Source organism: Photobacterium sp. Hal280, assembly GCF_037162255.1.
Lineage (GTDB): Bacteria > Pseudomonadota > Gammaproteobacteria > Enterobacterales > Vibrionaceae > Photobacterium.
This window is the reverse complement of record NZ_JARLUO010000005.1, coordinates 117,175-132,733: the sequence shown is the minus strand read 5'-3', so window position 1 is coordinate 132,733 and position 15,559 is coordinate 117,175. Positions and strand designations below refer to the sequence as shown.

The window sequence follows — 15,559 nt, the reverse complement described above, 5'->3', positions numbered from 1 at the left end:
CGGTAAACCTTGTTGCTGGGTATCCGGCGCTATTTCGCCAGAATACCCAGTTCATCCCAAATGGCATCCACCTTCGCAACCACTTCCGGGTCTTTCACGATAGGTGTCCCCCACTCGCGCTGTGTTTCACCCTGCCATTTATTGGTGGCATCCAGCCCCATCTTTGACCCCAGGCCAACCACAGGCGAGGCAAAATCCAGGGAATCGATCGGGGTATTTTCTATCATCACGGTATCCCGCGCCGGATCCATCCGGGTGGTGATCGCCCAGATCACGTCATTCCAGTCACGGGCATTGACGTCATCGTCACAGACTATCACGAACTTGGTGTACATGAACTGGCGCAGGAAAGACCACACGCCCATCATCACCCGCTTGGCATGGCCCGGATACTGTTTTTTCATTGTCACGACTGCCATCCGGTAGGAGCACCCTTCCGGTGGCAGGTAAAAATCGACAATTTCCGGAAACTGCTTTTGCAGAATCGGCACAAATACTTCATTGAGCGCCACACCCAGCACAGCCGGCTCATCGGGCGGACGGCCGGTATAGGTGCTGTGGTAAATCGGGTCTTTGCGCATGGTCACGTGCGTAACGGTAAACACGTGGTGACTTTCCACTTCGTTGTAATATCCGGTGTGGTCACCGTACGGACCTTCGTCTGCGTATTCATTGGGATCAATATAGCCTTCCAGCACGATTTCTGCGCTGGCCGGTACATCCAGATCGTTGCTGATACTTTTGACCACCTCGGTCTTGCTGCCGCGCAGCAGACCGGCAAAGGCATACTCAGACAAGGTATCCGGCACAGGCGTGACCGCCCCGAGAATGGTTGCCGGATCGGCACCAAAGGCGACAGACACCGGAAACTTCTCGCCGGGATGGGCCTGCATGAACTCGCGCATATCCAATGCACCGCCGCGGTGAGCCAGCCAGCGCATAATCACTTTGTTCTTGCTCAGCTTCTGCTGGCGGTAAATGCCCAGGTTCTGGCGTTTCTTTTCCGGTCCGCGGGTAATGGTCAGGCCCCAGGTCAACAGCGGTGCCACATCGCCCGGCCAGCAACTCATGACCGGAATTTTATCCAGATCGACTTCATCACCCTGCCAGACGATCTGCTGGCACGGTGCTTTGCTCAGGCGCTTGGCAGGCATATTGAGGACTTGCTTGAAGACCGGCAGCTTGTCGATAGCATCCCGGAAGCCTTTTGGCGGCTCCGGCTCTTTGAGATACGCCAGCAGTTTGCCGACTTCCCGCAGCTCCAGTACATCCTCACGCCCCATGCCCATGGCCACCCGCTCGGGAGTGCCAAACAGGTTCGCCAGCACAGGGATATCGTAACCCACCGGATTTTCAAACAGTAATGCCGGTCCGCCCGCCCGCAGGGTACGGTCGCAGATTTCAGTCATTTCATACCGGGGATCGATTGGCTGCTTGATGCGCTTCAGTTGCCCACGCTCTTCCAGGTAGGCGATAAAGTCGCGCAAATCATTGAGTTTCATTCCTGCACCCTATCTGTTTTGCTCGACCCGGCTGACGGACAGCCGGGATGAAAATAGGACACATTATATACTGAATCCCGGACAAGATGCTTGTGAAGCACGCATTTATTGGTGGTAAAACAAGGTACTGAGAAGAAAGCGCCTGAATCAGCACCACGCTATGACAGAGATCAAGGCACAGATGCCGACAAGGCAGATTCCAGATTGCGCTTCAGGGTGTAGCTCTGTGTACCCGCGGCGAGTGTGGTCAGCCAGCTAGCATGGCCCTGATTGGCCAGTTTACTGGCCACCAGCTCACCGTCTTCCGGCTCAGATAGCTTACCTAACAAAAAGATTTCAAGATCGTTCGGCAGCGGCTTGAGGGTCGCCAGCGCCTGATAGGCCTGGGCTTTCAGGGACGGATTGCGGGTTGCAGCCATCAGCTGCGTAACAGCCTGCCGGGCTGGCAGCGCATCCGCCAGCCGGTTCAGCTCGGCCCGGCTGTACTGATCCGTGCGACGACGCCACAACTGCTGGTACAGGCCCTCATCCGCGGTTATCGCGGCCAGTTTGGCCAGTAAGCCGTTATCTGGCAGCCAAAGCAGCTGTCTGTCGGATAAAAACTGATCGGCGAGGTAGCGAGTGCCCTTGTCGGACAGCGCGGGGAGCTGCGCCAGGGCAATATCACGCCGGGTGCGCTGGGTCTGAAGATCACCGGCCAGCCAGTCTGCCAACACTAAATCACCAGCATCGACCTGACGGACAAAGGATTCAGCCAGCTGCTCACGCTGCCAACGCTGCAACAACTGGTGTGCCCGGGGGCCGTAGGTAAATGCCGCCCGGGTCACCCGGTAGCCATCGCCCTGCTCTGTCAGGGTGAAACGTGATTTCCGGGCCGCTTGTGTTTCAAGCCAGGCGATTTTGTCTTCATCAAGTTTTTTGAAGGTATGGGCGTAGTCCACCAGTGCCGAACGCAGTGCTTCCTGTTCCAGCACAGAGAAATCGGCCAGCTGATAATTAAGCTGGGCCATATCACTCTCCCGGTACAGGGTTTTGAGCGATTTCAATGCCGGTGTGATGTCCTGCGTGACCTGCCGGTACTCCTGCTGGCTGATTTCTTCAGCCCTCAGGGGGAGTGCGACCAGCAGTAACCACAACCAGACCCACATGCCTCTTCCATGTTGCATGTTGCATACTCCGTGTCATTGCTGACTTGATTCATTGTTGGTTCCCGAGCCGCTGGGCATCAGGGACATTTCGGCCCGCCTTCCTGACACGCCGGCAAAGACTGATTGAGAATAAACTCATTCATCAATTGAATGCTGTTTCAAACAACATGCCGATATTATCAGCAATAAAAAAACGCCACACAAGGTGGCGTTTATACAATCTGTGACATCAAGCCAGTGGAATCAGGACTTCTGGCGACGCATCGCTTCGAAGAACTCGTCGTTGGTCTTGGTCATGCCCAGTTTGTCGATCAGGAATTCCATGCTGTCGGTTTCATTCATTGGGTGAACGATCTTACGCAGGATCCACATCTTCTGCAGCTCATCCGGCTTGGCCAGCAGCTCTTCACGACGGGTACCGGAACGGTTGAAGTCAATCGCAGGGAATACGCGCTTCTCGGCAATCTTACGCGACAGGTGCAATTCCATGTTACCTGTCCCTTTAAATTCTTCGTAGATGACTTCGTCCATCTTAGAACCGGTATCAACCAGTGCTGTCGCGATGATGGTCAGGCTACCGCCTTCTTCCACATTACGGGCCGCACCGAAGAAACGCTTCGGACGGTGCAGGGCGTTGGCGTCAACACCACCGGTCAGGACTTTACCGGAAGATGGCACCACTGTGTTGTAAGCACGGGCCAGACGGGTAATCGAATCCAGCAGGATCACCACGTCTTTTTTATGTTCTACCAGGCGCTTGGCCTTTTCGATCACCATTTCAGCAACCTGAACGTGTCGGGATGCCGGCTCGTCAAAGGTAGAAGCGATCACTTCGCCTTTGACCAGACGCTGCATCTCGGTCACTTCTTCAGGACGCTCGTCAATCAGCAGCACCATCAGCTCACACTCAGGGTGATTATGGGCAATACTCTGTGCAATGTTCTGCAGCAGCATTGTCTTACCCGCTTTAGGCGGTGCCACAATCAGACCACGCTGACCCTTACCAATTGGTGAGGCCAGATCCAGTACACGGGCAGTAATGTCTTCAGTCGAGCCGTTACCACGTTCCATACGCATGCGATCATTGGCGTGCAGCGGGGTAAGGTTTTCAAACAGGATCTTGTTGCGGGCGTTGTCTGGTTTGTCGTGGTTAACTTCGTTGACTTTCAGCAGGGCAAAGTAGCGTTCACCGTCTTTTGGTGGCCGGATTTTACCTGAAATGGTATCACCGGTACGCAGGTTGAAGCGGCGAATCTGGCTTGGTGAGACATAAATATCATCCGGGCCTGCCAGGTAAGAACTGTCTGCGCTGCGAAGGAAGCCAAAGCCGTCCTGCAGAATTTCCAGAACCCCGTCGCCAAAAATGTCCTCACCACTTTTCGCGTGCTGTTTGAGAATGGCAAAGATGATGTCCTGTTTTCTCAAACGCGCTAGGTTTTCGAGTCCTAAGCTTTCGCCGAGCGCAACCAACTTTGAGATAGGCTGGTTCTTCAGTTCTGTAAGATTCATAGTGGTGGGTTTCTTGTCAGTCAAATTAGGGGTTCTATGGTTAATTGAGAAAAGCTTCGACCAATGGGGCTGGTCAAGAAATGAACTGTCGTATAATTTACGTGCAATAACTTAGCACTAATGCCAGCATCCGTCTAGTGGCTTGAAAATGACACCGCGTACAAACGTCATTGTACGCGGTTTCGCGTTACTGTAGGCCAATTACAGGTTGGCGTCCAGAAACTCTTTCAGTTGTGACTTAGACAGGGCGCCGACTTTGGTCGCAGCCACATTGCCGTCTTTGAACAGCAACAGAGTCGGAATACCACGGATACCAAATTTTGGTGGTGTCGCGGCATTGTGATCTATGTTCAGCTTTCCGATAGTCAGCTTGTCTTGGTACTCGTCTGCGATTTCGTCAAGAATAGGCGCGATCATTTTACACGGTCCGCACCACTCAGCCCAAAAATCGACTAAAACTGGGCCTGCAGCGTTAATCACATCGTTATCAAAACTTGCGTCTGTCAGCTGCACAATCTTGTCGCTCATCTTCCACTCCAATGGTTGATTTTCAACGCTGATTCTATTTTAACCAGCAAATCGATGCCCTATTTGAATTGAATACGTTTCGTATTGCAACCCTAAGCTGATATTCTATACGAATGAAGACGACTCATATCACAGAGCAGAAATTTGCCGACCTGGGACTAAACCCCATGGTTTTACAAGGACTGGAAGAAAAAGGGTTTCATAATTGTACCCCTATCCAGGCCCTGGCATTGCCGGTATTGCTCTCCGGCCGTGACATTGCTGGTCAGGCACAAACAGGGACTGGTAAGACCCTGGCTTTCCTGACAGCGACCTTTAACTATTTGATGCTGAACCCAGCATCCGAGGAGCGAAAAACCAATCAGCCCCGTGCAATTATTATGGCACCTACACGGGAACTGGCAATTCAGATTTACAATGATGCTGCCCCCTTGCTGGCAAGCACTGGCCTGACCGCTGGTCTGGCTTATGGTGGCGAAGCCTACGAAAAACAGAAGCAGCACCTGGAAAATGGCGTCGATATTCTGATCGGCACCTGTGGTCGTATCATCGATTTCTACAAGCAGCGTGTCATCGATCTGAGCAGCATTCAGGTTGTGGTTCTGGATGAAGCCGACCGGATGTTCGATCTGGGCTTTATCAAGGATATCCGTTTCCTGTTCCGCCGCATGCCAAGTCCGAAAGCGCGCCTGAACATGCTGTTCTCTGCCACCCTGTCCTACCGGGTCAAAGAGCTGGCGTTCGAGCACATGAACAACCCGGAAAGCGTGGTGGTTGAGCCTGATCAAAAAACCGGTCACCGTATCCAGGAAGAGCTGTTCTACCCGTCAAATCAGGACAAAATGCGTTTGCTGCAGACCCTGATCGAAGAAGACTGGCCGGATCGCGCGATCATTTTTGCCAACACCAAACACCGCTGCGAAGATATCTGGGCGCACCTGGAAGCCGATAACCACCGTGTTGGCCTGCTGACCGGCGATGTACCGCAGAAAAAACGCGTGCGCATTCTGGAGCAATTCACCCAGGGTGAAGTCGACATTCTGGTCGCTACCGACGTCGCGGCTCGCGGTCTGCACATTCCTCAGGTCACGCACGTCTTTAACTACGATCTGCCTGACGATGCCGAAGACTATGTTCACCGTATTGGCCGTACCGGTCGTGCCGGTGAAAGCGGTCATTCCATCAGCTTTGCCTGTGAAGAATACGCCATTAACCTGACGGCAATTGAAACCTACATCGAGCACACGATTCCGCAGTCGAAATACGATGCCGAAGCGTTGCTGGATGATCTGCCGCCACCGGTCAAATTCCAGCGAGCACCTCGCCAGAGCGGTGGTCGTCGCAACAGTGGTTCCCGTCAGGGACAAGGACAGGGACGCCAGCGCAATAATAACCGCCGTCGTTCACCACAGAAAACACAGTAACTGAAGAAGACGCTATGGAAAGTTGTGTCGTATCCCCGCTGTATGCAGCCATTGACCTTGGCTCGAACAGTTTTCACATGTGGATCGTGCGTGAAGTCGCAGGCAGTGTGCATACACTGGCTAAAATCAAGCGCAAAGTACGGCTGGCAGCCGGCCTGAACGGCCAGAATGAACTGAGCCAGGAAGCCATGCAGCGCGGCTGGGAATGCCTGGCGATGTTTGCCGAACGCCTGCAGGATATTCCGGCCGAGCGGGTTCGTATTGTCGGTACCGCGGCACTGCGCACCGCTGTGAATGCCGAAGACTTTCTTTCCAGAGCCGTCAGTATACTGGGACACCCCATCGACATTATTCCTGGTGAAGAGGAAGCACGCATTATCTACCAGGGCGTTGCACACACCTCTGGCGGTCAGGGTAAACGCCTGGTCGTCGATATCGGTGGGGCCAGTACTGAAGTCATTATCGGTGAAGGGTTTGATGCCAAGGCACTGACCAGCCTGAAAATTGGTTGTGTCACCTGGCTGGAACGCTACTTCAAAGACAGATACCTATCCGCCGAGAATTTCAACGCGGCCATCCTGGCGGCAAAGCAAGCCATTGCGCCTATCGTCGCTCCCTACCGCGAACTGGGCTGGGAGCACTGTGTCGGTGCCAGCGGCACCGTACAGGCGCTGCAGGAAATCATGGTTGCCCAGGGTATGGATGAGCTGATCACTCTGACGAAACTCAAGCGTCTGCAGCGTCAGGCCATGCAGTATGAACGCCTGGAAGACCTGGATATCGAAGGGCTGACCTTAGAGCGGGCTCTAGTATTTCCGAGTGGTTTGTCCATTCTGATCGCCTTGTTTGAATCGCTGGACATCCAGACCATGACACTGGCCGGCGGCGCCCTGCGCGAAGGCATGGTGTATGACATGATGAGCCAGATGCGTCACGACGATGTACGGGCCAGAACCCTCAACAGCCTGCAATACCGTTTTCAGGTGGATACCGAACACGCCCGAACCGTGGCCGATACCGCCCAGGCCTTACTGGCGGACTGTCAGCCCGTCTGGCAGACCGATGAACAGACCCGCGCTTTGCTCCAGTCCAGCGCCATCTTGCACGAAATCGGCACCGGGATCGGCTTCAAACAAAGCGGCGATCATGCCGCGTACCTGATCCAGCATCTGGACTTGCCCGGTTTTACCCGCGCGCAGAAACACCTGCTGGGCGAGTTGCTGCGCAGGCACAGGGACACCCTGACCAGCCTGCCGGAACAGCATGCGATCCCCGCACTCAACGCCGTGCGTATCTTGCGCCTGCTGCGTCTGGCGGTCATTCTCTGCCACCGGCGAGACGGCCAGCACCAGCCACCGGCGCACCTGACGGTCGATGACAATCAGCTCACCCTGATCCTGCCGAAGGCCTGGCTGGCAGCCAATCCGCTGACCGAGGCAGAGCTGCAGCAGGAAGCCCATCGCCAGAGCGATCTCGGCTGGCCGCTGCATCTCAGCAGCGAAGGATAGTCAAACCGGCCGCCTCGCAACAGCGCACAATAAAAAGGCTCCCAATGGGAGCCTTTTCTGATCGGATGCAGAGATGATTAACCGGTAATGCCGCTGTGGCGCAGCAGGGCATCAATCTTAGGTTCACGGCCGCGGAAGCGCTTGAACAAATCCATCGGCTCTTCGCTGCCGCCGCGCTCCAGAATACAGGCCAGGAAATCGGCTCCGGTTTGCGGGTTAAAAATCCCTTCTTCCTCGAAACGGGAGTAAGCATCGGATGACAGCACTTCGGCCCACAGGTAACTGTAGTAACCCGCGCTGTAACCGCCGGCAAAGATATGGCTGAAGCTGTGCGGGAAACGGCCCCATTCCGGGCTTGGCAGCACAGACACCTGACGTTTAATCGCCGCCAGCGTATCGAGCACCTGCGCGCCCGTTTCCGGATCGTAATTGGTGTAGAGGGAGAAATCGAACAGGCCGAATTCCAGCTGACGCAGCATGCCCAGCGCCGAATGGAAATTCTTGGCTGCCAGCATTTTCTCCAGCAACTCAGCCGGCAAAGGCTCACCGGTTTCGTAATGGCCGGAAATAAAGGCCAGCGCCTCTTCTTCCCAGCACCAGTTTTCCAGGAACTGACTCGGCAATTCGACTGCATCCCAGGGCACGCCATTGATGCCAGAGACCGAAGACTCATCGACCTTGGTCAGCATATGGTGGATCCCGTGGCCGGTTTCGTGGAACAGAGTCACCACTTCGTCGTGGGTAAACAGCGCTGGCTTCCCGCCGACCGGCTTGTTGAAATTGCAGGTCAGGTAGGCCACCGGATGCTGCAGACTGCCGTCTTGCCGCACGCGGCGCACAATGCACTCGTCCATCCAGGCGCCACCGCGCTTGTGCTCGCGGGCATAGAGATCCAGATAGAAACTGCCGCGCAGCTCGCCATTGGCATCGAAAATATCGTAGAAACGGACACTCGGATCCCAGACATCGACCCCTTCACGCTCTGCCACCGTCATGCCAAAGACACGCTTGAGCACCTCAAACAGGCCCGATACCACTTTCTGCTCCGGGAAATACGGCCGCAGCTGCTCATCGGAAATGCTGTATCTGTGCTGTTTCAGTTTTTCGGCATAATAAGGAATATCCCAGGGTTCCAGCGCATCGGCACCGAACTCGCTGCGGGCAAACTCGCGCAGCTCCGCCACTTCGTGTTCACCCTGCGGCTTGGCGCGGGCGGCCAGATCATTGAGGAAACCCAGCACCTGATCGGTGGATTCCGCCATCTTGGTGGCCAGCGACTTCTCGCTGTAGCTATTAAAGCCCAGCAAACGCGCCAGTTCATGGCTGAGTTTGAGTTTCTCCGCGATGATTTCGCTGTTATCCCATTTGCCCGCGTTCGGACCGCGATCCGACGCCCGAGTCACGAAGGCTTCATACATTTCGCGGCGCAGTTCGCGATTATCGCAGTAGCTCATCACAGGCAGGTAGGAAGGAATTTCCAGCGTGAACAGATAGCCCTGTTCCCCTTTCTCTTCTGCGGCGGCCGCCGCCGCCTGCAAAGCCGACTCCGGCAGACCCGACAGCTCGCCGGCATCAGCAATCAGCTTGCTCCAGCCCATCGTGGCATCGAGCACATTGTTGCTGAATGCGGACGACAGCTCTGACAAGCGCTTGCTGATTTCACCATAGCGGTGCTGTTCGCTCGCAGGCAGGCCGATGCCCGACAGCTCGAACTCTTTCAGCGCATCGGTAATGGATTTTTTCTGCGCCTGCGACAAGGTGGCAAAGGCATCGCTGTGACGGATACTTTTGTAGGCTTCATACAGCCCCTTGTGCTGGCCCAGCCAGGTGCTGTAGTCCGACAACATTGGCAGACAGCTTTCATAAGCCTCACGCAGCGCCGGGCTGTTTTTGACCCCGTTCAGGTGCCCCACCGGTGACCAGATCCGGCCCAGGCGATCATCGGTTTCCGCCAGCGGTGCACAGATGCTGTCCCAGCTGGGAGTCTCGCCGCTGGCCAGAACTTCTTCTACCTTGGCCCGGCAGTCTTTGATGGCCTGCTCAACCGCAGGAAAGATGTGTTCGGGTTTGATTTGTGAAAACGGGGGTAGATCCGTCATGGTCAGTAATGGGTTCGACATCAGCGTATCCTTTTGAAGTAGGTTCCTGAAGAAATGCGTCTGCATCAGGTGATTTTCAATCCCTTGGCGCAATTTAGGCTCGCAGTTCACTCTATTTTAGTGGCCGAGAGGATGACAGACCACAATCCCGCTGCATAATCCGCCGGATTACGCCATAATAACGCCCTTCGTCGACCACCACAGAGTAACCCATGCTGAGTTATCGCCACAGTTTCCACGCCGGCAACCATGCTGACGTGATCAAACACATCGTCCAAAGCCTGATCCTTGATGCGCTCAAGCAAAAAGAGAAACCTTTTGTGTATCACGACACCCATTCAGGTGTCGGCCGTTATGATCTGCAGGATGCGCGCAGCGAGAAAACCGGCGAATACCTGCAAGGCATTGCCCGCCTGTGGCAGCGCGACGATCTGCCTGAGGAACTGACCTCTTACCTCAAGGCGATTCAGGTGCTGAACCAGGGCGACACCCTGCGCTACTACCCGGGTTCCCCCAAGGTGGCCCGCGCGCAAATCCGTGAACAGGACCGCATGATCCTGACCGAACTGCACCCAACCGATTTCCCGCTGCTGTTGCAGGAATTTCGCGGCGATCGTCAGGTACGTATCTACAAAGAGGACGGTTTTGCCCGCCTTAAAGCCAGCCTGCCGCCCAAAGAGCGCCGCGGTCTGGTCTTAATCGACCCGCCCTACGAGCTCAAACATGAGTACATGGACGTGGTGAAAGCCATCGGCCAGAGCGTCAAACGCTGGGCAACCGGCACCTATGCCGTCTGGTATCCTGTGGTGTACCGCAGCAATATCGACGCCATGCTGGAAGGACTGGAGAATCTGGGGATCCGTAATATTCTGCAGATTGAGCTGGGCGTCGAACCCGATACTGAAGAGCGCGGCATGACAGCCTCCGGCATGATCGTCATCAACCCGCCGTGGAAGCTGGAAAGCCAGATGGCTGCCCTGCTGCCCTGGCTGCAATCTGTGATTGCGCCCACCCGCGGCCACACCACACTGCGCTGGGTGGTGCCGGAATAATCCCTGCCGTTTGATGATATCCGGTGCACAGCCAGGCATGGCCTGCACCGGAATGATTGACCCTTCCCTTCTTCCCGGCGTCAATATCGCCACCGATTCCACGGCAAAGACGTCCGTTTCGCCGAACCTAGCATCTGAAGGCGACTTAGGTATACACTGTCGTCCAGCTAAGATTTCACAGCATAGAGAGAACAGTCATGGCAACGCATTTTGATTACATCTGTATTGGTGGCGGCAGCGGCGGGATTGCATCAGCTAACCGCGCAGCGATGTACGGCGCAAAAGTGGCGCTGATTGAAGCCAAAGCCCTGGGCGGCACCTGTGTCAACGTCGGTTGTGTACCGAAAAAAGTGATGTGGCACGGCGCTCAGATTGCAGAAGCCATGCATCTGTATGCCAAAGATTACGGCTTTGACGTGGACGTGAAAAACTTCAACTGGGCGACCCTGGTTGAAAGCCGTGAAGCCTACATCGGCCGTATCCATCAGGCTTACGACAACGTGCTGGGCAAAAACAAGATTGAAGTGATCAATGGTTTCGCCAAGTTCGTCGATGCCAAAACTGTAGAAGTGAACGGCCAGCATTTCACTGCCGATCATATTCTGATCGCCGTTGGCGGTGAGCCGACCATTCCGGACATCCCGGGTGCAGAGCACGGGATCGACTCGAACGGTTTCTTCGAGCTGACCGAACAGCCAAAGCGCACCGCCGTGATCGGCGCCGGTTACATCGCAGTCGAAATTGCCGGTGTGCTGAGCGCGCTGGGCACGGACACCCACCTGTTCGTACGGAAAGAGTCGCCGCTGCGCAGCTTCGATCCGCTGATTGTCGATACCCTGGTTGAAGTCATGAACAACGAAGGCCCGACCCTGCACACCCACTCAGTGCCAAAAGAAGTGGTCAAAGAAGCCGATGGCACGGTCACACTGCATTTTGAAAACGGCGAGTCACACAATACCGACCTGCTGATTTGGGCCATCGGTCGCAACCCGGTGACACACAAAATCAACCTGGAAGCGACCGGTGTTGAAACCACAGGCAAAGGCTACATCAAAGTCGATGAGTACCAGCAGACCAATGTGCCGGGCATCTACTGCGTGGGCGATATCATGGACGGCGGCATCGAGCTGACCCCAGTGGCCGTGAAAGCCGGCCGTCAGCTGTCTGAGCGCCTGTTCAACAATAAGCCAGACGCCAAAATGGACTACAAACTGGTGCCAACCGTGGTCTTCAGCCACCCGCCTATCGGCACCATCGGCCTGACGGAGCCGGAAGCCATTGCACAGTACGGCGAAGACAACGTGAAAGTGTACCAGTCCGGCTTTACCGCGATGTACACAGCCGTCACCAGCAACCGTCAGCCTTGTAAGATGAAGCTGGTCTGCGCCGGTCCGGAAGAAACCGTAGTCGGCCTGCACGGCATCGGCTATACCGTGGACGAAATGATCCAGGGCTTCGGCGTTGCCATGAAGATGGGCGCCACCAAAGCCGATTTCGACAGCGTGGTTGCCATCCACCCAACCGGCTCGGAAGAGTTTGTGACCATGCGTTAATTCGCCAGATCACCTTCAGCGAGTCACCACACTGATCATAGAAAGCTATATACCCTTGGGGTGTATAGCTTTTTTTATGGTGCTGAGCTCCTCACTCTCCGCCGCCCTTGTCTGGTTCGCGGCTGTCCCAATTGCACCCAAAACTGTCTGATCTGAAGAAGACGGGAACCGCGGCGTCCGGCATGCTGGGACGTATTCATTTCCTACCCGTTCCGGTGGTTTCAACCATGCCAAATACTCTGATGAAAAGGCCACGACGCCTGAGAACCAATGCCCTGATCCGCCAGTTGGTTCGCGAAAACACACTCTCTGTCCGCGATCTGATCCAGCCGGTGTTTATTGAAGAAAACATCACATCGCCGAAAGAGATAGCCGCGCTGCCGGGGATTCAGCGCATCCCGGAATCAGCCATCCGGCAGGAAATAGAGGCGCTGTATGCGCAGGGGATTCGCTATGTCATGCCGTTTGGCATCTCCCACAACAAAGATCACTGCGGCAGCGATACCTGGGATCCGGATGGCCTGCTCTGCCGGATGATCCGGCAGATTAAAGAGGCACAACCCGAAATGATCGTGATCCCGGATATCTGTTTCTGTGAGTACACCACCCACGGGCATTGCGGTGTAATTACAGATCAGGATGTCCACAACGATCAGACCGTCAATAATCTGGTCAAACAGTGCATCGCTGCAGCCCAAGCCGGTGCCGATATGCTGGCACCTTCGGCCATGATGGATGGTCAGATCGGCGCGATTCGCCGCGGACTGGATGAAGCCGGATTCACGCAGGTCGGCATTCTTGCGCACGCCATTAAGTTTGCCTCGGCATTTTATGGCCCGTTTCGCAGTGCGGTCGACTGTACCCTGCATGGCACCCGGGAGACCTATCAGGCCGATCCCTGCAATGGTCGCCAGGCGCTGATCGAAGCGCGGCTGGATGAGGAAGAAGGCGCTGATATCTTAATGGTCAAGCCGGGCACGCCTTATCTGGATGTCCTCAAAAACCTCAGAGAACACACCGATTTACCGCTGGCTGCCTATCAGGTGAGCGGCGAGTATGCGATGCTCAAGCACGCGGCCCAGGCCGGATTGCTCGATGAGAAACAAGCCGTGCTGGAAACCATGCTGGGCTTCAAACGTGCCGGCGCAAGCATAATTGTGACCTATTTCGCCCGCCAAATAGCGCAATGGCTGAAAGAATCAGCATCGGTGAACTGATCTGCGCCGCACCCGGCTTGCCACTGATGTCATGACAAGGAGGCCGGGGAAACCGCCTCCGTCACAAAGCGCTTCGGGGACACGCCCATGATTTGCTTGAATATTTTTGAATAAGCTGACTGCGTGCTGTACCCGAAGTCCTGTGCCACGCGGCTCAGCGGCTTGCCATGCAGCACATCCGGCAAGGAGCGGTAGATGCGCAGTGTCTGACGAAAACCAACAAAGGTCATGCTCAGTTCAGCCTGGAATAACCGGGCCAGGGTCCGAGGCGAAGCCCCCACCTGTGCCGCCCACGCCTGCAGAGACTGCGGACTGGCCGGATTATCCGACAGACAACAGCAGACTTGCCGCAGCCGCTCATCTTTGATGCCACAGAGATCCAAACGATGAAACCGAAAATCGGTCGCCATTTGGGTGGACTTTAAAGGGATTGCATGCGTGACGGTCCCGCTGATACAGCCTGTTGCATTCAGGATTATATTTTTCCGGATCAGAAAATGGTGCAAGCGGCCCGCTGCGTCCCGGATCAGATAACAGAGGGTATACTGCCTGCCTCGCATCACATCATCCTCATACATCTGAAATACAGACGCAGCCTGGTGCCAGGGCATATCATCATCCGTCAGGCCGATCAGCTCTGAATGATGCTCTCTCCCCGACAGTTGCAGATGAACAGGGTTGCTGGCCACAATCTGATGGTGCTGATTCTTGACCACTAAGCAACCTTCCGGGAACGGAATCATGGGATGGTCGATAAAGTATTCAATATCCATGTAGGTTCGATTGGATAGACACAGAAATAGTATGCAACAAATACCATTTCACAGGCCTCTTGATCCAGTCTTTCATGTCCGTTCATTCGTCATATGAACGGGGACTGCCGTTTCTGCCCGAATTGAGTGCGTCAAAGACTACCGGCATCCAATCTGCCTCGCGTTCCCCGTGACCCGAGCGCCGCAAGCCATTACAATCATCAAACCACTTTATCTTTATCAATCAGGTGTCTGCATGGCCCATCAGCTCGATACACTGGATCTCAACCTTATGCGCTTGCTCAAGGCGGTGGTTGATCACAAGAGCATTAAAGTCGCGGCGGCACAGCTCGGGATCTCTCAGCCCAGTGCCAGCCGCGGGGTGGCCCGATTGAAGACCACGTTCAACGACCCGCTGTTCGTGCGCAAGCCGCACGGTGTCGAGCCTTCTCCCATGGCGCTGCGCTTGGCTGAAGAGTTCGACAACATCCTGGCGCCCATTGCCAAGGTGCTGCACGAGTTTGAGGATTTCAGTGCCCTGGAATATGACGGCCAGCTCTCGCTGGTCATCGACCCGTATCTGCTGGATGAACAGGGCGCACGCCTGCTGAGCGGCTGTTACCAGGCCTTTCCCCGCGCGACGTTTTCCTTTTCCAGCTGGAACAATAACAGCCAGAGTGAAATGCTCGAAGGTATGCATGATTACTGCATTCTGGATCAGGAAACCGAGCTGTCGAACGACATCTATATGCGGCCGCTGTTTACGGAAAAGCGGATGATTTTGGCCCGGCACAACCACCCGAGCCTGTCGCTGGATAAAGACAGCAACGACTGGGAGGCCGTCGCGCAATTGCCGATTGTGTCTCTGCCGGCCCCCGCGTCATACAACCCGCTGTGTACCGTGGAGTCTGAATATCAGCGGATGGGCTATCAGCCGAATGTCTTGCTCAAAACCTACAGCTTACGCGTCGCGGCCGAGATGCTGCGCAATACCGACGCCATCATGTACGCCAGCAAAAGCTCTATCCGGCTTTTTCCGGATCTGGTGGCCTATCCTATGCCTGCGGTCAACCGGGAATTCAGTGACTTTGTTATCTCAGGCGGCTTTTTACAAACCAACAGAAATCACCCCATGCATCAGCATTTACATCGTATTGTAAAGAACCTCTTCAAACACCCGCTCTGATCCACCAAGAGATATTCAAAAATGAATATCTCAATTACCTGTCCAGACCCAGTGCCGCAGGCTAAGCTGGCCTTACGTCAT

Annotated in this window: 11 protein-coding genes and 1 pseudogene; 6 read left to right on the top strand and 6 right to left on the bottom strand. The window is 55.2% G+C overall.

The genetic code is table 11. The annotated features are described in order from the left end of the window. Nucleotides 1-50 precede the first annotated feature (50 nt). From ubiD to trxA, 4 genes and pseudogenes are all read right to left on the bottom strand, one after another. Nucleotides 51-1,502: pseudogene (gene ubiD, locus P4S53_RS09640) on the bottom strand (4-hydroxy-3-polyprenylbenzoate decarboxylase); the annotation flags it as partial. A 170-nt stretch (nucleotides 1,503-1,672) separates the two neighbouring features. Beyond that, nucleotides 1,673-2,668, bottom strand: a complete 996-nt coding sequence (locus P4S53_RS09635; RefSeq protein WP_337112515.1) for a hypothetical protein — start codon at nucleotides 2,666-2,668, stop codon at nucleotides 1,673-1,675. A 225-nt stretch (nucleotides 2,669-2,893) separates the two neighbouring features. Further along, nucleotides 2,894-4,159 (bottom strand): transcription termination factor Rho, encoded by a 1,266-nt coding sequence (gene rho / locus P4S53_RS09630; RefSeq protein ID WP_027250486.1) that lies wholly within the window; start codon nucleotides 4,157-4,159, stop codon nucleotides 2,894-2,896. Between the two features lie 201 nt (nucleotides 4,160-4,360). Beyond that, nucleotides 4,361-4,687, bottom strand: coding sequence for a thioredoxin TrxA (gene trxA / locus P4S53_RS09625; protein ID WP_046220469.1), 327 nt, complete (start codon nucleotides 4,685-4,687; stop codon nucleotides 4,361-4,363). A 113-nt stretch (nucleotides 4,688-4,800) separates the two neighbouring features. Between trxA and rhlB the strand changes: the two genes are divergently transcribed. Continuing rightward, nucleotides 4,801-6,111, top strand: a complete 1,311-nt coding sequence (rhlB, locus tag P4S53_RS09620) for an ATP-dependent RNA helicase RhlB (RefSeq protein WP_337112514.1) — start codon at nucleotides 4,801-4,803, stop codon at nucleotides 6,109-6,111. 14 nt (nucleotides 6,112-6,125) lie between these two features. After that, nucleotides 6,126-7,619 carry a guanosine-5'-triphosphate,3'-diphosphate diphosphatase gene (gene gppA, locus P4S53_RS09615; protein ID WP_337112513.1) on the top strand — a complete coding sequence of 498 codons (1,494 nt, stop codon included), beginning with the start codon at nucleotides 6,126-6,128 and terminating at the stop codon, nucleotides 7,617-7,619. A 77-nt stretch (nucleotides 7,620-7,696) separates the two neighbouring features. Here the strand turns inward: gppA and prlC are convergent, their stop codons facing one another. Then, entirely contained in the window at nucleotides 7,697-9,739 is a 2,043-nt protein-coding gene (gene prlC, locus P4S53_RS09610) for an oligopeptidase A (protein WP_337112512.1), read from the bottom strand. Nucleotides 9,740-9,930: 191 nt separating this feature from the next. On the opposite strand from prlC, the gene P4S53_RS09605 reads away from it, so the two are divergent. The 3 genes from P4S53_RS09605 (at nucleotide 9,931) to hemB (ending at nucleotide 13,540) form a co-directional block, all read left to right on the top strand. Further along, nucleotides 9,931-10,770, top strand: a complete 840-nt coding sequence (locus P4S53_RS09605) for a 23S rRNA (adenine(2030)-N(6))-methyltransferase RlmJ (RefSeq protein ID WP_337112511.1) — start codon at nucleotides 9,931-9,933, stop codon at nucleotides 10,768-10,770. 197 nt (nucleotides 10,771-10,967) lie between these two features. After that, entirely contained in the window at nucleotides 10,968-12,323 is a 1,356-nt protein-coding gene (gorA, locus tag P4S53_RS09600) for a glutathione-disulfide reductase (protein ID WP_337112510.1), read from the top strand. Between the two features lie 242 nt (nucleotides 12,324-12,565). Continuing rightward, nucleotides 12,566-13,540: a porphobilinogen synthase gene (hemB, locus tag P4S53_RS09595; protein ID WP_442958656.1), complete on the top strand. Its 975-nt coding sequence runs from the start codon at nucleotides 12,566-12,568 to the stop codon at nucleotides 13,538-13,540. A 29-nt stretch (nucleotides 13,541-13,569) separates the two neighbouring features. On the opposite strand, the gene P4S53_RS09590 is transcribed toward hemB, so the two are convergent. Beyond that, a complete protein-coding gene (locus tag P4S53_RS09590) occupies nucleotides 13,570-14,313 on the bottom strand; it encodes a helix-turn-helix domain-containing protein (protein ID WP_337112508.1) in 744 nt (247 codons plus the stop codon). 235 nt (nucleotides 14,314-14,548) lie between these two features. On the opposite strand from P4S53_RS09590, the gene P4S53_RS09585 reads away from it, so the two are divergent. Next, the gene (locus P4S53_RS09585; protein ID WP_337112507.1) at nucleotides 14,549-15,478 is read left to right on the top strand and encodes a LysR family transcriptional regulator; all 930 of its coding nucleotides are present in this window, start codon (nucleotides 14,549-14,551) and stop codon (nucleotides 15,476-15,478) included. Nucleotides 15,479-15,559 lie beyond the last annotated feature (81 nt).